21 protein-coding genes are annotated in these 20,501 nt (G+C 72.7%); 8 read left to right on the forward strand and 13 right to left on the reverse strand.

Annotation, left to right across the window (positions count from 1 at the left end; all coding sequences use genetic code 11):
* Nucleotides 1–10: 10 nt before the first annotated feature.
* The 6 genes from BLW43_RS06420 to BLW43_RS23410 all read left to right on the forward strand — a co-directional run bounded on the left by BLW43_RS06420 (nucleotide 11) and on the right by BLW43_RS23410 (nucleotide 8,210).
* The gene (locus tag BLW43_RS06420) at nucleotides 11–1,432 is read left to right on the forward strand and encodes an MBOAT family O-acyltransferase (RefSeq protein ID WP_093250564.1); all 1,422 of its coding nucleotides are present in this window, start codon (nucleotides 11–13) and stop codon (nucleotides 1,430–1,432) included.
* Nucleotides 1,433–1,444: 12 nt separating this feature from the next.
* Nucleotides 1,445–1,708 (forward strand): hypothetical protein, encoded by a 264-nt coding sequence (locus tag BLW43_RS06425; protein WP_093250566.1) that lies wholly within the window; start codon nucleotides 1,445–1,447, stop codon nucleotides 1,706–1,708.
* A gap of 100 nt (nucleotides 1,709–1,808) precedes the next feature.
* Entirely contained in the window at nucleotides 1,809–2,699 is an 891-nt protein-coding gene (locus BLW43_RS06430) for an alpha/beta hydrolase family protein (protein ID WP_093250569.1), read from the forward strand.
* A 106-nt stretch (nucleotides 2,700–2,805) separates the two neighbouring features.
* Entirely contained in the window at nucleotides 2,806–4,614 is a 1,809-nt protein-coding gene (ggt, locus tag BLW43_RS06435) for a gamma-glutamyltransferase (RefSeq protein WP_093250572.1), read from the forward strand.
* 213 nt (nucleotides 4,615–4,827) lie between these two features.
* Nucleotides 4,828–5,169 carry a hypothetical protein gene (locus tag BLW43_RS06440; RefSeq protein ID WP_139283994.1) on the forward strand — a complete coding sequence of 114 codons (342 nt, stop codon included), beginning with the start codon at nucleotides 4,828–4,830 and terminating at the stop codon, nucleotides 5,167–5,169.
* On the forward strand, nucleotides 5,166–8,210 hold the full coding sequence (locus tag BLW43_RS23410; RefSeq protein ID WP_093250580.1) for a hypothetical protein: 3,045 nt from the start codon (nucleotides 5,166–5,168) through the stop codon (nucleotides 8,208–8,210). Before BLW43_RS06440 ends, BLW43_RS23410 begins: the two co-directional genes overlap by 4 nt.
* Nucleotides 8,211–8,272: 62 nt before the next feature.
* Here the strand turns inward: BLW43_RS23410 and BLW43_RS06450 are convergent, their stop codons facing one another.
* A complete protein-coding gene (locus tag BLW43_RS06450; protein ID WP_093250585.1) occupies nucleotides 8,273–9,418 on the reverse strand; it encodes an alpha-D-ribose 1-methylphosphonate 5-triphosphate diphosphatase in 1,146 nt (381 codons plus the stop codon).
* 53 nt (nucleotides 9,419–9,471) lie between these two features.
* Between BLW43_RS06450 and BLW43_RS06455 the strand changes: the two genes are divergently transcribed.
* The gene (locus BLW43_RS06455; protein ID WP_093250588.1) at nucleotides 9,472–10,173 is read left to right on the forward strand and encodes a DUF1045 domain-containing protein; all 702 of its coding nucleotides are present in this window, start codon (nucleotides 9,472–9,474) and stop codon (nucleotides 10,171–10,173) included.
* A 26-nt stretch (nucleotides 10,174–10,199) separates the two neighbouring features.
* Here BLW43_RS06455 and BLW43_RS06460 read toward each other — a convergent pair whose 3' ends face one another.
* From BLW43_RS06460 to BLW43_RS06475, 4 genes are read right to left on the reverse strand one after another with little or no spacing between them, the layout of a single operon-like run.
* Nucleotides 10,200–10,910 (reverse strand): phosphonate metabolism protein/1,5-bisphosphokinase (PRPP-forming) PhnN, encoded by a 711-nt coding sequence (locus tag BLW43_RS06460; protein WP_342741595.1) that lies wholly within the window; start codon nucleotides 10,908–10,910, stop codon nucleotides 10,200–10,202.
* Entirely contained in the window at nucleotides 10,907–11,590 is a 684-nt protein-coding gene (gene phnL, locus BLW43_RS06465) for a phosphonate C-P lyase system protein PhnL (RefSeq protein WP_093250591.1), read from the reverse strand. Before phnL ends, BLW43_RS06460 begins: the two co-directional genes overlap by 4 nt.
* 5 nt (nucleotides 11,591–11,595) lie before the next feature.
* Nucleotides 11,596–12,393, reverse strand: coding sequence for a phosphonate C-P lyase system protein PhnK (gene phnK / locus BLW43_RS06470; protein WP_093250593.1), 798 nt, complete (start codon nucleotides 12,391–12,393; stop codon nucleotides 11,596–11,598).
* Complete coding sequence (locus BLW43_RS06475) at nucleotides 12,390–13,253, reverse strand: alpha-D-ribose 1-methylphosphonate 5-phosphate C-P-lyase PhnJ (RefSeq protein ID WP_093250596.1); 864 nt, start codon at nucleotides 13,251–13,253, stop codon at nucleotides 12,390–12,392. The genes phnK and BLW43_RS06475 overlap by 4 nt, the downstream gene beginning before the upstream one ends.
* A gap of 36 nt (nucleotides 13,254–13,289) precedes the next feature.
* Here BLW43_RS06475 and BLW43_RS24570 point away from each other — a divergent pair, with 36 nt between their 5' ends.
* Nucleotides 13,290–13,415: a hypothetical protein gene (locus BLW43_RS24570; protein ID WP_281243477.1), complete on the forward strand. Its 126-nt coding sequence runs from the start codon at nucleotides 13,290–13,292 to the stop codon at nucleotides 13,413–13,415.
* 16 nt (nucleotides 13,416–13,431) lie between these two features.
* Here BLW43_RS24570 and BLW43_RS06480 read toward each other — a convergent pair whose 3' ends face one another.
* The 8 genes from BLW43_RS06480 to phnC all read right to left on the reverse strand — a co-directional run bounded on the left by BLW43_RS06480 (nucleotide 13,432) and on the right by phnC (nucleotide 20,446).
* A complete protein-coding gene (locus BLW43_RS06480; RefSeq protein WP_093250598.1) occupies nucleotides 13,432–14,517 on the reverse strand; it encodes a carbon-phosphorus lyase complex subunit in 1,086 nt (361 codons plus the stop codon).
* Nucleotides 14,517–15,098: a phosphonate C-P lyase system protein PhnH gene (phnH, locus tag BLW43_RS06485; protein WP_245730948.1), complete on the reverse strand. Its 582-nt coding sequence runs from the start codon at nucleotides 15,096–15,098 to the stop codon at nucleotides 14,517–14,519. The genes BLW43_RS06480 and phnH overlap by 1 nt, the downstream gene beginning before the upstream one ends.
* Nucleotides 15,095–15,607: a phosphonate C-P lyase system protein PhnG gene (gene phnG / locus BLW43_RS06490; RefSeq protein ID WP_093250601.1), complete on the reverse strand. Its 513-nt coding sequence runs from the start codon at nucleotides 15,605–15,607 to the stop codon at nucleotides 15,095–15,097. The genes phnH and phnG overlap by 4 nt, the downstream gene beginning before the upstream one ends.
* 123 nt (nucleotides 15,608–15,730) lie before the next feature.
* On the reverse strand, nucleotides 15,731–16,345 hold the full coding sequence (locus BLW43_RS06495) for an LbetaH domain-containing protein (protein ID WP_093250603.1): 615 nt from the start codon (nucleotides 16,343–16,345) through the stop codon (nucleotides 15,731–15,733).
* A 10-nt stretch (nucleotides 16,346–16,355) separates the two neighbouring features.
* A complete protein-coding gene (gene phnE / locus BLW43_RS06500) occupies nucleotides 16,356–17,705 on the reverse strand; it encodes a phosphonate ABC transporter, permease protein PhnE (RefSeq protein ID WP_093250612.1) in 1,350 nt (449 codons plus the stop codon).
* Between the two features lie 2 nt (nucleotides 17,706–17,707).
* On the reverse strand, nucleotides 17,708–18,583 hold the full coding sequence (gene phnE, locus BLW43_RS06505) for a phosphonate ABC transporter, permease protein PhnE (RefSeq protein WP_245730949.1): 876 nt from the start codon (nucleotides 18,581–18,583) through the stop codon (nucleotides 17,708–17,710).
* A 68-nt stretch (nucleotides 18,584–18,651) separates the two neighbouring features.
* The gene (gene phnD / locus BLW43_RS06510) at nucleotides 18,652–19,551 is read right to left on the reverse strand and encodes a phosphonate ABC transporter substrate-binding protein (RefSeq protein ID WP_093250615.1); all 900 of its coding nucleotides are present in this window, start codon (nucleotides 19,549–19,551) and stop codon (nucleotides 18,652–18,654) included.
* A gap of 76 nt (nucleotides 19,552–19,627) precedes the next feature.
* Nucleotides 19,628–20,446 (reverse strand): phosphonate ABC transporter ATP-binding protein, encoded by an 819-nt coding sequence (gene phnC / locus BLW43_RS06515; RefSeq protein WP_093250617.1) that lies wholly within the window; start codon nucleotides 20,444–20,446, stop codon nucleotides 19,628–19,630.
* Nucleotides 20,447–20,501: the final 55 nt, after the last annotated feature.

The raw sequence follows: 20,501 nt of genomic DNA on the forward strand, positions 1-20,501 counted from the left end.
CGGCCCGCGCGTGCTGTTCCATACCTCCGGCTTCGCCGCCTTCTTCCTGTGCGCCTTCGCCGCCGCCTGGGCGACGCGGGGCCGGCCGACGCTGCATCTTTGGACGCTGACGGCGGCCAGCTTCGTCTTCTACGCGGCGTGGGACTGGCGCTTCGCCTTCCTGCTGCTGGGAAGCGGTCTGTTCAACTGGGCCGCGGCGCTGGCGCTGGAGCGGCGGGAGGGCCGCGCGCGGCGGGCGGTCGTCGCCGGCGCCGTCGCGGCCAACCTCGGCGTGCTGGCGACGTTCAAGTATTTCGACTTCTTCGCCGAGGGGCTGAACGCCCTGCTGCGCGCCGCAGGTTTCGAGGGCGGGATGCCCTACGCGGGGCTGATCCTGCCGGTGGGCGTCTCGTTCTTCACGTTCCAGGGCCTGTCCTATGTGGTGGACGTGCACCGGCGCGAGATCGCGGCGTCGCGGCCGGCGGTGGAAGTGCTGTTGTACCTCAGCCTCTTTCCGCAGCTCGTCGCCGGCCCGATCGTGCGCGCCTCGGCGCTGCTGCCGCAGATCCGCGCGCGGCTGACGCCCGCCCCGGGGCCGGAGCGCGTGGCTGCCGGCTTCGCGGCGGTGATGATCCTCTCGGGCCTGTTCAAGAAGCTGGTTCTGGCCAACTACATCGCCGCCGATCTCGTGGACGAAGCGTTCTTCGACCCCTCCTTCTACGGCGCGGCGGACCTGTGGCTCGCCGCCTACGGCTATTCGGTGCAGATATACTGCGATTTCAGCGGCTATTCAGACATGGCGATCGGGCTGGCGGCGCTGCTCGGCTTCGCAATCCCGAAGAACTTCGACCAGCCGTTCCGCGCCGCGTCGATGCGCGAGTTCTGGCGGCGCTGGCACATCTCGCTGTCGACCTGGCTGCGGGACTACCTCTACAAGCCGATGGGCGGCTCGCACGGCCGCGCGGGGCGCACGGCGCGCAACCTGTTCCTGACCATGCTGCTGGGCGGGCTGTGGCACGGCGCGGCGTGGACCTTCGTGCTGTGGGGCGCGCTGCACGGCGCGCTGCTGGTGGCGGAGCGGGCGCTGGCGCGGGCGGCGCCGCCGATGCCCTCGGGCCGGGCGGGCCGGGCGGCGGCGATCTTCGTCACCTTCCATCTCGTCGTGCTGACCTTCGTGCTGTTTCGCAGCGAGTCGCTGCCGCTGTTCTGGGACTTCCTCGCCGGCCTGACGCGTTGGGAGCAACCGCCGGAGCTGGCGGGCGGCTTCGTCGCCGGGCTGATCGCGCTGGGAGTGGCGCTGCACTTCACGCCGCCCGAGGCGCCCGAGCGCGCCGCGCGCGCCCTCTCGGCGCCGCCATGGCCGGCGCTGGGGCTGGTCGCGGGGTTGCTGCTGGCGCTGATCGGCTTCCTTGCGCCCGCCGAGGTGACGCCCTTCATCTACTTCCAGTTCTAAGGAGCGCCGACCATGGCGGAACCGACCCCCGAGACGCCGCCCGCCTCGCTGCCGGTTGGCCGCGCCGCCGCGGCGCTGGCGCTGGCGCTGCTGGTCGCGCTGTCGCTCAATCCGCGCGTGCCCGGCGGGTGGGCGCGCGACGCGGGCCTGCCCGAGGCGACGACGCTCGCCGCAATCGACGCGGCCGACGCGCTGGCGGCGTGGGCGGAGGCGGCCGGCCTGACCGCGCCGGGGGACTGGGTCTCCGCGCGCGTGCAGGCGCTGCGCGAAGAATGAGCGCGACGCGCGCCGCCGCCCGGACGCGCGCGCCGGCGCGGCTGAGCGGCCGAGAGACCGAGCGGCCGAGCGGCTGAGCGGCAGGGCGGTGCGGGCGGTCATGGTCTTCCTCCTCTCCACGGGCGCCGCCGCCGGCGCCGGGCTCGACGCCTGCCCGCCGGCGCCGGCGCGCCACGCGGCCGCGGCGGAGCGAACGCTGCGCATCGAGACGCCGGACGGCCGCATCGCGGCCACCTTCGCGCGGCCCGAAGGCGTCGAGCCGGCGGCGCTGGCGCTGATGCTGCACGGCTACACCGGCGCGCGCGACGAATTCCCGGTGCAGGGCGGCGAGGGCATGTTCGCCCGCGCCGCGCGCGCCTTCGCCGAACGCGGCGTCGCCTCGCTGCGCATCGACTTCATCGGCTCCGGCGAGAGCGACGGTGCCTGGGCCGACACGACCTTCGAGACGCAGGCGCGCGACGCCCTGCGCGCCCGCGACTTCCTCGCGGCGACGGTCGGGCGGGAGGGCGCGCCGCTCGGCGTGCTCGGCTTCAGCCAGGGCGGGCTGGTGGCGCTGAAGGCGGCGCGCGAGGGCGGCTTCGACCGCGTGGCGCTATGGAACCCGGTGCTGGCCCCGCGCGAGACCTATCGCGCGATCTTCGGCGACGCGCTCGACGCCGGGTTCGCCGCCGCGGCGGAGGGCCCCGGCGGCGCGCAGGTGGCGGGAACCGGGCTGCGGCCCGGCTTCTTCGCCGGCGTCGCCGCCGCCGACCCCGCCGCGGACGCCGTCGCCATCGCGGCGCCGCTGCTGGCGGTCAGCGGGGCGCGCGACATGCTCGCCGCGCAGGGGCCGGCCCGGGCCGAGGCGCTGGCGGCCGCGCGCGCGGCGCCGACGACGGCGGTCGCCGTGGCGGGCGGGCACGACCTCGGCGCCGTGGGCGAACCGGCGCTGCTGGACGCCGTGATCGCCTGCACCGCGGGCTTCCTGCTCGGCCTCGCGCCCAGACCCTGACGCCGCGCCGCCCTGGCGCCCGAGGCCTCGACCGGGCCGAAGCTTCGCGCCATGCTCGACCCCGACGGCCCCCGGCAGGCGGGGGCGCCGGAGCGGGAGCCAGCCCATGCAAGCGACCCTGAGAACGCCGCGCCGCGCCGCGGTCCTCGCCCTGCTCGCCGCCCTCGCCGTCGCGCTCCCCGCCTTCGCGCAGGGCGTCGCCGCGCGGGACGCCGCCCGGCTCCCCGAGGCCGCGACGGCGACGCGGGAGATGGTGGTGACGGCGCATCCGCTCGCCAGCGAGGCCGGCGCGCTGATGCTGCGGCTGGGCGGGACGGCGGCGGACGCGATGGTGGCGGCGCAGACGGTGCTGGGCCTCGTCGAGCCGCAGTCGAGCGGGATCGGCGGCGGCGCCTTCGCGCTCTGGCGCGACGGCGCGAACGGCGCGCTGGTGACGCTCGACGCCCGCGAGACGGCGCCGATGGCGGCGACGCCGGAGCGGTTCCTCGACGCCGTCGCCGCGCCGCTGGAATTCGCCGACGCCTGGCAGAGCGGCCTGTCGGTCGGCGTGCCCGGCGTGCCGGCGCTGATGCAGGCGACGCACGACCGCTGGGGCCGCCTGCCCCGCGCCACTGTCTTCGCCCCCGCCCGCCGCCTCGCGCTCGCCGGCTTCCCCTTGAGCGGGCGCACCGCGGATCAGGTCGAGGGCCTGCTGAAGCGAAACGCGAGCTGCGCCGACCGGCTGTTCTTCCGCGACCCCGCCGCCTTCGCCCATTTCGTGGAGGGCGACGCGACGGCCTGCGCGGCGAAGCCGGCGGGGACCATCCTGCGCAACCCCGCCTACGCGCGGCTGATGCGGCGGCTGGCGCGGCGCGGCGCGGCGGGGTTCTACGCGGGGCCGGTGGCGCGGGCGGTGGTGGAGGCGGTGCGGAGCGACCCCAACCGACCCGGCGACATGACCCTCGACGACCTCGCCGCCTACCGGGTGATCGCGCGCGCGCCGGTCTGCGTCGGCTATCGGGGGCGGACGGTCTGCGGCATGGGCCCGCCTTCCTCGGGCGGCGTCGCCGTGGGGCAGATGCTGCGGATGCTGGAGGGCTTCGATCTCGGCGACGACCCGCTCGGCGAGCGCGCGCTGCATCTGTTCGCCGAGGCGGGGCGGCTCGCCTTCGCCGACCGAAACCGCTACGTCGCCGACGCCGATTTCGTCCCCGTGCCGGTGGCGGGGCTGCTGGACCCCGGCTATCTCGCGGCGCGCGCGGCGCTGATCGGGGAGCGCGACATGGGCGCGGCGGCGCCGGGCGACCCGCCGGGCGCCGCGGCGGCGGGCGCGCATGTGCGGGCGAAGGACAGCGGCACCAGCCACGTCTCCATCATAGACCGCTTCGGCAACGCGCTGTCGATGACGACGACGGTGGAGTCGTCCTTCGGCAACGGCGTGATGGTTCCAGGCTTCGGCTTCCTGCTCAACAACGAGCTGACCGACTTCTCCTTCGCGCCCGTCGACGAAAGCGGCGATCCGGTCGCCAACCGGGTCGAGCCGGGCAAGCGGCCGCGCAGTTCGATGTCGCCCACCATCGTTTTCGACGCCGAGGGCGCGCTCAGCGTCGTGACCGGCTCGCCGGGCGGCTCGCGGATCATCGGCTATACGGCGCGCGCGCTGGTGAACGCGCTCGACTTCGGGCTCGACGCGCAGGCCGCCGTCAGCGCGCCCCATGTCCAGAACCGCAACGGCGCGACGGAGGTGGAGGCGACGGGCGAGACTGTCTGGCCCGGCTACGACCCCGAGGCGCTGGCCGCCGCGCTGAAGGCCCGCGGGCATGAGACGCGCGTCGCGCCGATGACGAGCGGGCTGTCGATGATCGTCGTCGGGCCGGACGGGCGGCTGACCGGCGGCGCCGACCCGCGTCGGGACGGCGTCGCCGCCGGCCGCTGACGACCCCCGCCGCAGGCCCGCTCCCGGCGACCCCACAAAGCCGGGCGCATGCGCGGCCCTCCTCGCCCGCCTCGATTGTGGGCCCGCCGCCCTGCGCGGCGGGCGGGCGGCGAATTGGCGAAAGGGGGTGTGACGCGCGACGCAGCGGGCTGACGCAGACGCAGCAATGGTGTCTCAAACGCCTGAAGGCGAAGCGAATCGGAGTGGAATTGAATGTTGCGCGTATCGGGCGACGTAGTGGCCGCGTTGAGTTCGGCCGGGCGCAGGAAGCTTGCGGCGGAGATCGCGGAGGCGACCGCGCGCGACCACCCCGAGGCGGTCGAAAGCGAAGGGGGCCCCGAGGCCTTCGCCGCCGCCGCGATCGAGCAGGCGCAGGCCCTCGGCCTCACGACCCGCGGGCGGATCCGCGCCTGGGCCCGGCTGCGGGCGACCCACGGCGCGGACGTTGCGTCGCTGCCCTGGGTCTCGGCGGTGCTGGAGGACAGCGCGCTGACGCCCGACGAGCGCCTCTCGCTGATCGAGGACCGTGCGCTGATGCGGGAGGCCCGTGGATGAGCCGCGTCGCGAAGCGCCCGCTCGACCCCGCCGCGGTCTCGGCCGCCAACGACGCCTTCTACGCGGCGCACCCCGAGATGATCGCGGCGGACGGCGCGCGCATCCCCATAGGCGACGGCGCCGACCAAGCCGCCTATCGCACCGAATGGATGGACCATTATGTGGCCGCCGGCGGCGCGCTGGAGGGCGACGACCCGACGCCCGCCGAGGAGCCTGTGCAGCCCTGCCCGCTGAGCTGGATCAAGTTCCAGTTCCTCGCGAAGGAGGGCGACCTGCCGCTCGCCGGCGTCGAGGCCGTGGTGATGGACCCCAACGGCGCCGAACGGCGCGCCACGAGCGACGCGCAGGGCGTGATCGAGATCCGCCCCGCCGCGCCGGGCGCCTGGGCGATCTACACGCCCATCGAGGGCCGCACGATCTCCGACACCTTCCACCTCACCAGTTCGGCCGAGGCCGGCGCGCCGGTCACGGCGAGCCAGACGCCCGAGCCCGAGCCGCGCCCCGGCCAGACCCCGGCGGAGGACCCCAACCAGACCCGCGCCGAGGCGATGCCCTGGGCGCCCAGGGCCTTCGCCGAGATCACCAAGCACAAGGTGCAGGACGGCGACGACCTCGTGGGGCTCGCCGAGCAGGTCGGGCTGACCTGGGACGAACTCGCCTTCTTCAATTTCGGCGTGAAGGAGCCGGAGCAGATCAACCGCCAGCTTCGCGACCTAGTGGGCTGCACGAACGCCGACGCCAACGGGAACTACTGGTTCACCGGCGAGGACGACCCGGGGATGATGTTCCTGCCCTGGCCGTTCGGCGCCGACGGGCTGGCGACGGAGACCGTCCACATCTTCCGCGGCGAATCGGTCGAGCGGCCGGTGAAGCTGGAGCTCCAGACGGTCGACGCGCTCGGCTACCGCGTCGGCGGCGTGTCGCTGACGCTGGTGACGGTGGAGGGCGTCGAGATCCCGGTCACGACCGACGGCGAAGGCTACTGGACCGACACGCTGATGCTGACCGGGCCGGTGGACGTGTTCCACGAGAGCGGCGACCGCGCGCATTTCTTCGTCGACGCCTATGGCGCCGCCGACCAGGCCGACAGCAACGAAGGACCGGTGGGCGCGACCGAACTCGTTGAGGCGCGGCTCGACCCGCTGCTGGTGCGGCGCGCGCTCTCCAGCATCCTCGTCCCCGGCGTCACGGCGGACCCGACACTGGCCGAGCGCGACACGCTGCGCCGCCGCTACGGCCGCACCCCGGCCGACCGCGAGGCCGCGCAGGCCGTCTCGGGCGTGTCCGGCGAGGGCGACACCGAGGCCGGCGACGGCGGGCCGGACAGCGACCGCGCCGCCGGCGCCTTCGTCCATCGCGCCGTCCACATGGCGGTGGACAACGTGTTCGCGGCGCCGCTGGCCGGCGAGGACTTCTTCCTCACCCTTGACCAGTGGCTGAAGGACCGCCACCCGACGGCGGGCTCGGGCCGCGGTTACTATCTGATGGTGGCGCGCGGGAGCACGCTTTACGTCGGCGAGGTCTCGGGCGGCAGCTTCACCGAGAAGGCGACCTTCGAGATCGACACCTCCCTCGTCTACGCCGGCGACGTGACGCTGCCGGACGGGCGCACGGTGACGGCGCGCAACGCCTATGGCGCCTATGCGGCGTTCGAGGTGGGCCGGCCCGAGCCGGTCTATTTCGACCTAGAGACCCGCTCGCAGCCGCTCAGCGACTTCAACCAGCTCGACGATGTCGACACGCTGCAGGAGATCGTCGTCGGCGCCGACCAGCAGCAGAAGCTCATCGACCTCCAGCGGTCGCTGAACCCCAAGGTCGGCGTATTCTACCTCTATCCGGAGAACGAGCCCCGTCGCGGCGCCGCGGCGCTGCTGGGCGGCTGCGGGCTGCTGGAGAACTACCCCGCCGACGGCGCCGTGAACGCCCGCGTCCACGCCCGCAACCGCATGACGGCGCAGGCCGCGAACGCCGCCTATCGCAGCGTCATCAGCGAATACGTGGACGGGGTCGAAGCGGTGACGACGGTGCAGGCGCTGCACGACCTAGGCCCGCCGATGCAACCCTACATCTTCCCCACACCCGCCGGCGCCACGCGCGCGCAGGCGCTGCAGTTGCTGGGCGACCAGAGCGAATCGTCGTTCCGGGCCTGGAAGGCGGTGTCGGAGAAGCTGGCGGAGCTGGAGAACCGCCATTCCTCCGGCTCGATGTTCTTCCGCACCAAGTTCGAGTTCGCCAGCGCGGTCAACTCGCCGGTGGGCGGCGGAACCGGCAAGGTCAGCTTCAACTTCGACATCGGCACCGACGGCTATCTGGAGAAGACCGAGCGCACGGTCGAGGCGGCCGTCGGCCCGGGCGGGGTGACCATCCCCGGCCTGAGGTCCGCCGGCACGGCGCAGCTGAAGCGCGAGGTCAACGTCGAGACCGGCGAGACCAAGGACACGCTGGAGGTCGGCCTGTCGCGCGGCGGCAAGAGCTACGGCTTCGAGGCGGCGTCGGACGGCAACGTGAAGATGAAGGGCCCCTACGGAACCTACTCGGAGTTCAACTCGCGCACCGCGGAGGGCGGTTACGGCCTGTGCCTGTCGCTGCAGGACCTTCTGGCGAGCAGGCGCGAGCGCAAGGCCGCCGAGTCCGGGACCGACCCCGAGAAGCAGAGCTTCCTCGCCGGCATCCCCAACGCCACCTTCTGCTTCGGCCTGCATTTCGTGCTGCTGCGCGAGGACCAGGTTGTGAGCTATCTGGTGCGGGCGCCGGGCTTCTTCGAGCGGCGGCTGCTCGACGAGCTGCTGCGCTGCAACTGGAACAGCCTGTCGGGCTTCGAGCAGGCGCAGCTCACCGCGGTCGGCTGGGAGATGGCGACATGGGACCGGCGCGCGCCGGAGGATTTTCCCGCCCCGACGAAGAAGGACTACAGCAGGCTGGAGGCCGCCGAGAAGATCGCGGCGGTGAAGCTCGGCTTCACCCAGCTCGACTGGGCGGCGCGCTGGAACGGCCAGATGGCGTTGGCGCGCTCCCGCGCCACGGTCGACGGCGGGCGCTGAGCCGCGGCGGCCCCTGCGTCGCGTCCTTCGCCGTCACGCCGCCCGCCGGCCCCGCCACGGCGTCACGCCACCTGCCGGCCCTGCGCCCACACCCCGCGCAGGGCCGGGGCGAGGCCGCGCATCCGGAAACGCACGAGGTCTCCGCGCAGGCCGGGCTCGAGCCTGCCGCGGTCGGTCAGCCCGGCCCCCGCGGCGGGCGCCGCCGTCACCGCCGCCAGCCCCCGCGCCATGTCTCCCCAGATCGCGCCGAGCCGCGTCGCCCCCATCAGCAGCGCCGCCGGCACATAGTCAGACGACAGGATGTCGAGGCGGTCGGCCTCGGCCAGCGCCTGCGCGGCGACGTTGCCGGAATGCGAGCCCCCGCGCACGAGGTTCGGCGCCCCCATGATCACGGCGATGCCGGCGCGGCGGCAGGCCTCCGCCGCCTCCCGCGTGGTGGGAAACTCAGCGAGCCGCGCGCCATGGGCCTGCGAGGCGGAGACCTGCTCGGCCGTGGTGTCGTCGTGGCTGGCGAGCGCGGCGCCGAAGCGCCTCGCCGCCGCCGCCGTGGCAGCCTCGTGCCGCGGCCCCAGCCGCGCCGAGAGGCCGCGCAGGTGGTCGAAGTATTTCTCGATCCCCGCCTCCCCGAGACTGTGCTTGCCGCGCAGGTAGTCGGCGAACTTCGAGACGTCGCGGAACTGCCGCTGGCCGGGCGTGTGGTCCATCATCGAGACGATGCCGATGCGGTCCTCCGGGCCGAACTCCGCCAGCTCCTCCTCCAGCGTCTCCGAGCAGATCTCGGCGCGCAGGTGGAGGTGGTGGCTGATCTTGAGCGCGCCGGCGGCGCGCAGCGCGAGGATCTCGTCGGCGACGCGGCGCGCGTAGCGCTCGTAGCCGTGCACCCCGTCCGTCGCGACCGAGCCGGCGCGGATCGCGTCGAAGACGGTGGTGATGCCGGTCGAGGCGAGTTCGGCGTCATGGGCGATGATCGCGGCCTCGTGCGGCCACTCCACCTTGGGGCGCGGCGCGATGTGGCGTTCGAGGTTGTCGGTGTGCAGCTCGACCAGCCCCGGCGCGACGAAATCCCCCTCGCAGTCGATGGCGCCGGGCGGGACGGCGGGGCCCGCGTCGATCGCGGCGATCGCGCCGTCGCGCACGACGACGGCGCCGCGCAACGTCTCGGTCGGCAGGACGAGGGTTGCGTTGGCGAGGATCAGGTCGGATGTCATCGCTGGCTTTCGTCGAGGGAAAGGCGGAGGCGTCGCGAGGGGGAAGCCGCGCCATGAAGTTCCGCCGTTACGCCGTATTCGTCACGCCGTCGCCTGGCGCCTTCGCCGAGGCCGCGGCGGCGTGGCTCGGCTGGGACGCGGCGGCGGGGCGGGAGCGGCGCCATCCCGCGCTCGACGGCCTGCCGGCGCCGGTGGCGGAGATCACCGCGGCGCCGCGGAGATACGGCTTCCACGGCACCGTCAAGGCGCCCTTCGCGCTGGCCGAGGGGGCCTCGGCCGACGACCTTGCGCAGGCGCTGCGCGCACACTGCGCGGGCCTCGCGCCGGTGCGGCTGGCGGGGCTGGAGGTCGCGGCGCTCGGGGCCTTCGTCGCGCTGCGTCCGGCAGGCGAGACGGGGGCGCTCTCGCAACTGGCGGCGGCGACGGTGGCGGGGCTCGACGGGTTCCGCGCGCCGCCGGGCGCCGCCGAGCTCGCGCGCCGCCGCGCCGCCGGGCTGACGCCGGCGCAGGAGGCGCTGCTGGCGCGCTGGGGCTACCCCTTCGTCATGGAGGAGTTCCGCTTCCACATGACGCTGACCGGCCCGCTGGCGGCGGACGGAATCGACGCCGCGCGGGAGGCGCTGGCCGCATATCTCGCGCCCGTGCTGCCGGCCCCCTTCGCCATCGACGCGCTGACCCTGCTCGGCGAGGGCGAGGACGGCCGCTTCCGGGAGATCCTGCGCGCGCCGCTGGGCGGCGGAGCGGGCGGGGGCTGACGCGGCGGTTGAGGCGGCGGGGCCGGTCACGCCGCGCCCGCCGTCTCGGGAAAGAGCGCCGCCAGCGCGGCGGCGACCGTCTCCCCCAGGGCGCCGTCATTGCTGAGCGCGATCACCGCGTCGGCCTGCGCGAGCGCAGGGGCCAGCACTGGCGGCGGTGCGCGGCGCGAGAGCCTGCCGGCGATGGCGGCGGCGTCCTCCCGCCCCCTTCCCGCCAGCCGCTCGGCGAGGCGCGCGGGGTCGGCGTCGAGCGCCAGAACCACGAGCGGGCGGAAGCGCGCCGCCGCCTCCGGCAGCGCCGCGCGCGAGAGGTTTGCGACGGCGTCGCCGCCCGCTTGCAGCACCGCCGCCATGCGCGCCGGCAGGCCGTAGCAGTACCCGTGCGCCTCCCACCACAGCGCAAGCCGTCCCGTATCGCGCAACTGTGCGAAGCGCTCCGGCGTCACGGCGTCGAACGGCTCGCCGCCGGCGCCCTCGGGCCGGGTGATCACGCGGCGCACACGGTGGAGGTCAGGGCGCGCCGCGACGAGGCCGGCGATCACGCTGTCCTTGCCGACGCCGGAGGGGCCGACCACCGCGATCAGGCGCCCGCGCGGGACCGGCGGCTGCTCCTCGCGCGCCTTCCCGGTCGCCTCGCCGCCGTGGGGCTCATCCTCGCGCGCCGATCCTCCAGACCCGGAACCTCCGCGCGCCCCGTCTCCGCAGGCCCCGTCTCCGTCGCGCCCCTCGCCGCTCACGCCGCGGCGCCGGGGCTGAAGGCGGAGACGTCGATCTCCCGGTCGCAGACCTGCACCCGCGCCGCCGCGTCGTGGAAGATGCCGACGACGGCTGCGCCGCGCGCCTTGGCCTGCTCGATCAGGGCCAGCACCACGGCGCGGTTGGCGGCGTCGAGGCTTGCCGTCGGCTCGTCCAGCAGCAGCGCGGGGTATTCGTGGGCGAAGCCGCGGGCGATGTTCACGCGCTGCTGCTCGCCGCCCGAGAAGGTGGTGGGCGAGAGCGCCCATAGCCGCTCGGGGATGTTCAGCCGCGCCAGCAGCGCCCGCGCGCGCTCCCGCGCCGCCTCTGCGTCGAGGCCGACCGCGCGGCAGGGCTCGGCCACGACGTCGACCGTCGGCACCCGCGGCACCACGCGCAGGAACTGGCTGACGTAGCCGAGCGTGCGCCGGCGCAGGGCGAGGATCTCCCGAGGCGAGGCGCGCGCGACATCCAGCCCGTCGATCTCGATGCGGCCGGCGGCGGCGCGGTAGTTGCCGTAGATCATCCGCATCAGCGTGGACTTGCCGGCGCCGGAGGCCCCGGTCAGCGCGACGCACTCGCCAGGCGCGACCCGCAGCGCCGCGCCGCGCATCACCTCGATGACCGCGCCGCCCTGATTGTGAAGCGTGAAGGTCTTGGAGAGCCCGTCGATCTCGATCATGGCGCTCACACCTGCAGCACGGAGGCGACGAGAAGCTGGGTGTAGGCGTGCTGGGGGTCGTCCAGCACCTGGTCGGTCAGTCCCTGCTCCACCACAAGCCCGTCCTTCATCACCATCAGCCGGTCGGCCAGCAGCCGCACCACGGCCAGATCATGCGTCACGATGATCGCGCTGAGGCCCATCTCCCGCACCAGCCCGCGCAGCAGGTCGAGCAGGCGCGCCTGCACGCTGACGTCGAGCCCGCCGGTCGGCTCGTCCATGAACACCAGCCGCGGCCCGGTGACGAGGTTGCGCGCGATCTGCAGCCGCTGCCGCATCCCCCCCGAGAAGGCCGTCGGACGGTCGTCGATGCGGTCGGCGGCGATCTCCACCCGGCCCAGCCAGTCGAGCGCCTGCGCGCGGATGTCGCCGTAGTGGCGCGCCCCCACCGCCATCAGCCGCTCGCCGACATTGCCGCCGGCGCTGACGCCCATGCGCAGCCCCTCATGGGCGTGCTGGTGGACGAAGGCCCAGTCGGTGCGGGCGAGCCGGCGGCGCTCCGCCTCGGCCATGCGCGCGGTGTCGCGCAGAACCCCGCCGACGTCGAACAGCACTTCGCCCGCATCCGGCGCCATATGCCCCGCGAGGCAGCCGAGCAGCGTGGACTTGCCCGAGCCGCTCTCGCCAACGATGCCCATCACCTCGCCGGGCCAGAGGTCGAAGCTCACCGCGGCGCAGCCGATGCGCGCGCCGTAGCGCTTCTCCAGCCCGCGCACCCTGAGCAGCGGCGCGTCGGAGGCGACGACAGGCGCTGGCGCGTTCAAGCCGCGTCCTCCTGCGCCGCGCCGCGATGGCCCGCCGCCTGACGCCCGGCGCAATAATCGGTGTCGGAGCAAAGGAACATGCGCCCGCCCTCGTCGTCGGTGATGACCTCGTCGAGATAGCTGTCGGTCGCGCCGCAGAGCCCGCAGGCGGCGTCCGCCTTGCTTGGCTCGAACGGGTGATCCTCGAAATCGAGGCTGACCACGCTGCAGTGCGGCGGCAGGGCGTAGATGCGCTGCTCGCGCCCCGCGCCGAAAAGCTGGATCGCCGGGGAGCAGAGCTTGGGGTTGTCGAATTTCGGGATCGGCGAGGGGTCCATCACATAGCGGCCCTCCACCTTCACCGGGTAGGCGTAGGCGGTGGCGATGGCGCCGTGGCGGGCGATGTCCTCATACAGCTTGACGTGCATCAGCCCGTATTCCTCGAGGCTGTGCATCTTGCGGGTCTCGGTCTCGCGCGGTTCGAGAAAGCGCAGGGGCTCAGGGATAGGCACCTGGTAGACGAGGATCTGGCCTTCGGTCAGCGGCGTCTCGGGGATGCGGTGGCGCGTCTGGATCACTGTCGCCTCCGTCGTCGCCTCGGTGGTGGCGACGCCTGCGGTGCGGGCGAAGAAGCGGCGGATCGAGACGGCGTTGGTGGTGTCGTCGGCGCCCTGGTCGATGACCTTCAGCCGGTCCTCCGGCGTCAGCACCGCCGCCGTCACCTGCACGCCGCCGGTGCCCCAGCCGTAAGGCATCGGCATCTCGCGGCTGGCGAAGGGCGCCTGGTAGCCGGGGATCGCGAGCGCCTTGAGGATGGTCCGGCGGATCATCCGCTTGGTCTGCTCGTCGAGATACGCGAAGTTGTAGTCCGTGGCGGTCATGCGACCCCCCTATCGACGGTCCGAGGACGCATGCCGATGACGCTGATCCCGTATGATGCGCAGACGCTCTTCGGCGTGCCCCTGCTGGTCTGGCTGATCCCGGTCGCCATCGCGGTGTGGCTGCGCATCGCGTGGGTGCAGCGTCGGCGCGACGACGACTGAGGCGCGGGGCGCGGGCTCATTCCGCCGCCTCCTCGGCTGCGGCGGCCACGTCGCGCCGCAGGCGGCGCACGAGCTCCAGTTCGGACTGGAAATCGACGTAGTGGGGCAGCTTGATGTGCTCCAGAAACCCGGTCGCCTGGATGTTGTCGGCGTGCATCAGCACGAACTCCTCGTCCTGGGCGGGCGCGCCGACGAACTCCTCGCCAAGCTCCGCCCAGCGCAGGGCGCGGTCGACCAGCGCCATCGCGATGGCCTTGCGCTCGGACTGGCCGAAGACGAGGCCGTAGCCGCGGGTGAACTGCGGCGGCTCGGTCTTCGAGCCGGTGAACTGGTTCACGGTCTCGCATTCGGTGAGCGTGATCTCGCCGATCTCCACCGCGAAGCCGAGTTCGGGGATGTCCATCTCCACCGCCACGGCGCCGATGCGCAGCTCGCCGACGAAGGCGTGGTTGCGGGCGTAGCCGCGCTGGGTGGAGTAGGCGAGGCCGAGCAGGAACCCCTCGTCGGCCCGCGTCAGCGCCTGCAGCCGCAGCGCCCGGCAGGCCGGCAGCTCCATCGGCTCTCGCGTCAGGTCGGGCGGCGGGTCGTCGGAGCGCGGCTCGGGCTGGATCAGCCCCTCGCGGTTCAGAAAGCCCGCGACATGGGGCGTCGGCCCCTCTCGCGGCGGCGCCGTGCCGGCCTGCGGCGCCGCGCCGTCGGCGGCGAGCCGGAAGTCGAGCAGGCGGTGGGTGTAGTCGAAGGTCGGGCCCAGCACCTGCCCGCCCGGCGCGTCCTTGAAGGTCGCCGAGATGCGGCGGTCGCAGGCCATCGCCGCCGTCTCGACCGGGCGGCTCACGCCGAGGCGCGGCAGCGTGGTGCGGTAGGCGCGGATCAGGAAGATCGCTTCGATCAGGTCCCCGCGGGCCTGCTTGATCGCCAGCGCCGCGAGGTCGGGGTCGTAGAGCGAGCCTTCCGCCATCACGCGGTTCACGGCCAGCGAGAGTTGCTCGCGGATCTGCGCGACGCCGAGTTCCGGCACGGCGGGGTCGCCGCGCCGCTCCTCGCCGAGCCAGGCGTGGGCGGCGTCGATGGCGCGCTCGCCGCCCTTCACCGCGACGTACATCAGGCGGCCTCCACGCAGGTCGAGCGCGGCAGGGCCGCGACCAGGTCGCCGCTGGCGAAGAAGGCGTCGAGGCCGAGCGGAAAGCGTTCGGCGTTGGCGCCGAAGGCCGCGACGTCGGGCAGGCGCAGGAAGGCGGCGTCCTTCAGCCCCGGCCCGGAGAGCCGCGCAGCGCCGGCGCCGGCCCCCTGCGAGAGGTCGGCGCCGTCGACGATCAGCGTCGCGGAGCGGTCGGGATACTCGGGCGTGCCGACCGGGTAGCCGTCGAGCGGCGCGAGATCCTCCCAGCTCCCGACCGCGAAGGCGCAGGCGCCGCGGCCGACGATGGGCGCGCCGGTGTGGAAGGCGACCCAGCCGCGCACCTCCCCGGTATCGGCGGCGCCCACGAGGCAAAGCGGCGCGTCGGCGTCGCACAGCGTCAGGATCAGCGCGCCGGCGGCCGGCGACAGCGGCGCGGGCGGGCGGGCGCCGGCGACGCGGTGGACCGAGCCGGGGCGCGCCATCGCCTCCATCGCGGCGCGGAAGGCGCGGGCGGCCTCTATCGGCGGGTCGGCGAAACCGCCGGTGAGCATGGCGTCGGTCACGCGTCCTCTCCCCGCATCAGGGTCAGGAAATCCACCTTGGTCGCCGCCGCGCGCGCCGCGCGGGCGCGCCTGCGGTCGGTCTCCTCCGCGGCGAGCGGCGCCAGCAGCGCCGCCTCGACCTCGCCGCTGCGCGAGGTCTGCATCAGGGCGTCGACGAGCGCGGCGATGCGGGCCTTGTCCCGGTCGCGGCCCTGCACATGGGCGTGGCCCACGGCGCCGCACTCCAGCCGCACGGCGGCGCGCGTCACCGTCATCTCGCCGAGATTGAAGGGCGCGCCCGACGCGCCCGCCCTGCCCCGCACCATGACGCCGCCGATCTCCGGCGCGCGGAGCCAGCCGAAGGCCGGCGCAGGCTCGAACGGCGCCCAGAGCGCCTTGAGACGGTCGACGGGCGCGCGGGCGAGCAGCCCCATCCACTCGCGGCGGCGCACGGTCCGCGCCGCGGCGTCGGCGTCAGCGTAGGGCGCATGATCGCCTGCGGCGGCCTCGGGTCTGTCGGCGTCAGTCATCGCGGCCGGGGTCCACCATGCTCAAATTGTCTATACAACCGAGCTCATTTCTCTGTAAACCGCCTGCCTTGGCAAGCGCGACAATGCGAATTTTCCGTGACGACCTCGCGGCGCAGACCCGCTTCAGCCATGGCGCGCGAGAAACCCCGCCGCGTCGAGCGTGCGGAAATCCTCCAGCGCGGCGCGAAGCCTTGCGTGATCCCAGTCCCACCATGCCAGCGCGACCATGCGCTCGGCGAGATCGGGCGCGAGGCGGGCGCGGATCGGCTGCGCCGGGACGCCGGCGACGATGGCGTAAGGCGCGACGTCCTTCGTCACGATCGCGCCCGAGGCGACGACCGCGCCATGGCCCACCGTCACCTCCGGCTTGATCTGCGCGGCGTGACCGATCCAGGTGTCGCAGCCGATGACGGCGCGGCGCGCGCGGCGGCGGGCGAACCAGTCGGCGTCCTCCGCAGCGTCGGCCCAGTAGTCGCCTGAGCGATACTGGAAATGGTGCAGGCTGGCGCGGTCGAGCGGGTGGTCCGTCGCGCCGACGCGCACGAAGCTCGCGATGTTGGCGAACTTGCCGACTTCCGCGTTCGCGATGTCGCAGAAGCGGTCGCAATAGGCGTAGTCGCCGAAACTCGCGTCGCTCAGCCGGGTTCCCCGGCCGATCTCGACCCAGGCGCCGAACTCGGCGCCGGCGATCTCGCAGTCGGGATGGACAAGGGGCGCCTCGGCGCTCAGGCGGGGCAAGGGCGCGGACCTACTTCTCGCCGCCGCCGGTGATCAGCCGTCGCCGCAGCACGCCCGAGAGCCAGTCCATGAACATCACCATCAGGACGATCAGCACGATGTAGTAGCTGACCTCCTCCCAGTCCTTCTGGGTGATGATGGCCTGCGTCAGCAGCAGGCCGATGCCGCCGCCGGTGATCGCGCCGATCACCGTGGCGCTGCGGGTGTTGGATTCCAGATAGTAGAGCACCTGGCTCAGCAGGATCGGCGTGAGCTGGGGGATCACGCCGAAGCGGTAGCGCTGGAGGGGCTTCGCGCCGGTGCTCTGCACGCCCTCGATCTGCTTGTCGTCGACGTTCTCCAGCGCCTCGGAGAACATCTTGCCGAAGCTGCCGGTGTCGGTGATCAGGATGGCCAGCGCGCCGGTCATCGGCCCCGGCCCGAATGCGCGGCTGAGGATGATGGTCCAGATCAGACCGTCCACCCCGCGCACGAAGTCGAAGAAGCGGCGCATCAGGAACCGCGCGGACGCGAAGCGCGAGAAGTTCGCCGCCGCGACGAAGGCCAGCGGCAGAGCGACCAGCGCCGCCCCCATCGTACCGAGGAACGCCATCAGAATAGTCTCGAAGATGGCCCACAGCACGTCCTTGTGCCGCCACATGGCGTTGTTCCAGAAGTCGTGCGCCATGGCGGCGAGGTTGCCGACGCCGGGGCGCACCTGCTGGTCACTGACGGCAAGCGACGCGAGTTCGCCGACGCTCTTGCCGTAGAACGGGCTGTCGAGGGTGAACCAGAACAGCTCCCAGCCGAATCTGTAGCGATAGACCTCGGTGCGGGCGCGGGTGACGATGGCGCGGCCGCCCGGCGTCGTGATGTCGACGCGCGAGGAGGAGGCGCTGATCCAGTCCGGCGTGGTCTCGGTCGGCAGGTCGAGCTCGATGTCGCGCCCCTCGACGCGCACGACGATGCGGCCGTAGTCCGGCACGTCGAAGCGCAGCGTCGAGCCCTCGATCTCCGCCGCGTAGCCGTCGGGCAGCGCGATGCGCGCGGCGTCCTCGCCGGTCATGGTCACGAAGTCGGGGATCATGCCCTTGGGATAGGTCCCCTTGTTCTCGCCCTCGACCGCCATGGTCAGCCCGCCGTTGCGGTTGTCGTGGGTGATGTGGGTCTTGTAGCTGTAGGCGTCGGAGACGAGGATGGCCGCGTTGTCCATCCGGGCCCGCTCGGCCAGCCCCGGAATGTCGAAGGCGAAGAACACATAGACGAAATAGGCGAGGATCGCCGCCGGCGCCCCGAAGCTCAGCAGCCGCTTGCGCGCGAAAAGACGCAGCGCCTGCGCCTTGAGGTCCGCGGGCGCGCGGGCAGCTTCGGCCATGGCCATGCTCACACCCTCCCGACCAGCTTGTTGCGGTAATGGCTAGACGTCTGGTCGAAGAAAACGATGGTCAGAAACAGCAGCAGGAAGATGGCGGCGACCTCGTCATAGCGCCCCTGCCCCCACGAGAACGCGTTGCGCAGGTCGTATCCGATGCCGCCCGAGCCGACGAAGCCGAGGATCGCCGAGGCGCGGATGTTGATCTCGAAGCGCAGCAGCGCGTAGCTGAGATAGTTCGGGGCCACCTGCGGGATCACGCCGAGCCACATCCGCTGCGGCCAGGTCGCGCCGACCGACTCCAGGCCCTCCAGCGGCTTCAGGCTCGCGTTCTCGTTCACCTCGGAGAACAGCTTGCCGAGTGCGCCGGCGGTGTGGAACGCGATCGCGATCATCGCCGGAACCGGCCCGCCGCCGAGCACGAAGATCAGCACCAGCGCGATCACGATCTCGGGGATCGCGCGCATGACGTCCATGATCCGGCGAAAGACGCCGATGAGCGCGGGATAGCGCGCGAGGCCGCGGGTCGACAGCAACGACAGGATCACCGCCGCGACGGCCCCCAGCAGCGTGGAGGCGGCGGCGATGTTGAGCGTCTCGACCAGCGAGGGCAGGAACTTCACCATCAGCCCCGGCAGGTTCGCGATCTTCTCGCGCGCCTCCGAGAGCACCTCGGCGGGGAAATCGAAGATGTTCAGAACGCCGTCCCAGAAGCCGCCGGCGTTGCGCTCGTCGGCCACGATGAAGCCTGACGCCATCAGCGCGATGAAGACGACGAGCATCAGCCCGCCATAGAGGCGCCGGGTGCGCGCCATGGCGAGGTAGTTCTCGCGGATGCGGTCCACGCCCCCAAGGGCGTCAGCGCCGCTCATCGTCTGGTCCGCCATCGGCTGCGCCTCATGCGAATGGGCTGGCCCGCCTCGCGGCGGGCCAGCCCGGATTGCGAAGGATCAGATCACATCTGCGACTTGCGGGCGTCGATGATGGACTCGTATGCGTCATGCCCGATCGGGGCCATGCCGAGCGCTTCGCCCGCCATGAAGTTGTAGGCGCACTCCTTGTCGAAAGCGGGCATGGCGGCGAGCATGCCGACCATCTCCAGCTTCACGCGCTCGGGCAGAGCCTTGCGCAGAACGATCGGGCCTTCCGGGATCGGCTTCGACTTCCAGATCTCGACCAGCTCGTTCATGTCGACGAGGCCGGCGTCGGAGGCCTTGCGAAGGGCGCCGGAGTTGTAGCCGTCCTCCCACTCGCCGAGGCCGTCGGCCCAGGTCACGCCGCCGTCGACGTCGCCGTTGGCCACCGCGACGATGGTCTGCTCATGGCCGCCGGTGAAGCGCACTTCGCCGAAATAGGCGCCCGACTCCATCGAGGCGCCGGTGACCTGGGGGATCTCGATGGAGGGGATCAGGTAGCCGGAGGTCGAGTTCGGATCGCCGAAGCCGAACACCTTGCCCTGCATGTCGGCGAGCGAGGTGATGCCGCTGTCCTTGCGGGCGAAACCGATCGAGTGGTAACCGTACGAGCCGTCGACGTTGACCTTAACCAGCACCGGCTCGACGGCCTCGGGGTCGGTCAGGTAGGTCTTGGCGTAGGCGGAGGCGCCAAGCCAGGCCATGTCGAGCGTGCCGCCGAGCAGGCCCTGGATCACGCCGTCATAGTCGGCGGGCGTGAAGAGCTTGGTGGGCACGCCCAGCATCTCTTCGGTCTTGGCGCGGACGCACTCGTTGGAGGTCATGCGGTCCTGGGCGTTTTCGCCGCCGAGGATGCCGATGCGGAATTCCTCGATCTCCTGCGCCGTGGCGGGGGCGACGAGGGCCGTCGTGACGAGGGCCGCCGCGATGAGTGCTTTCATGGTCTCTCTCCAGACTGTCTGTCCCGGCGCGAGGCCGGGTTGCGGGTTGCGAGAATTCAAGTGCCGGGGCGCGCCCTCAGACCGCGGCGACGACCGCCGCGGCGGGGCCCGGTCGGTCCAGCGCGTCGATCGCCGTCGACGTCGCCGCCTCCGAGAAGCCCGCGTCGGCGCCATAGATCTCACGCGCGGCGTCGGTGGTCAGTTCGTCCGGGCCGCCGTCGAACACGACGCGGCCGAGCCGCATCCCGATCACGCGGTCGCAGTAGCGGCGTGCGGTGTCGAGGGTGTGGAGGTTGCAGACGACCATGCGGCCGTCCTCGTCATGGATGCGGCGCAGCGCATCCATGACGATCTGGGCGTTCATCGGGTCGAGGCTCGCGATGGGCTCGTCGGCGAGGATGATCGCGGGATCCTGCATCAGCGCGCGCGCAATGGCGACGCGCTGCTGCTGGCCGCCGGAGAGCGCCTCGGCGCGCTTGGCGGCGTGCTCGGCGATGCCCAGCCGGTCGAGGATGTCGATGGCGCGGCGAATGTCGGATTCAGGATACAGATTGAACAGCGTCGCGAGCGTGGAGCGCTTGTTGAGCGTGCCGTGCAGGACATTCGACACCACGTCCATGCGCGGCACGAGGTTGAACTGCTGGAAGATCATGGCGCATTCGGCCTGCCAGGCGCGCTTGGCCGCGCCGCGCAGCGCCGTGACGTCGCGGCCCTCGTGCAGAATGCGACCCGAAGAAGCGTCGCTGAGTCGGTTCAGCATCCGCAGAAGCGTGGACTTGCCTGCCCCCGACGCGCCGATCACGCCGATCATCGCCGGTTTCGGGAACGTCAGCGTCACCGCATCGACCGCCGTGCGGCCGCCGAAGGTCTTCGTCAGTCTGTCGAGTTCGAGCAACTGCGGCTCCTCGCATGCAACGACGCCGAGCTAGCGCCAACAGCTGACGTTTTTG

The organism is Rubrimonas cliftonensis (genome assembly GCF_900107585.1).
Taxonomy (GTDB): domain Bacteria; phylum Pseudomonadota; class Alphaproteobacteria; order Rhodobacterales; family Rhodobacteraceae; genus Rubrimonas; species Rubrimonas cliftonensis.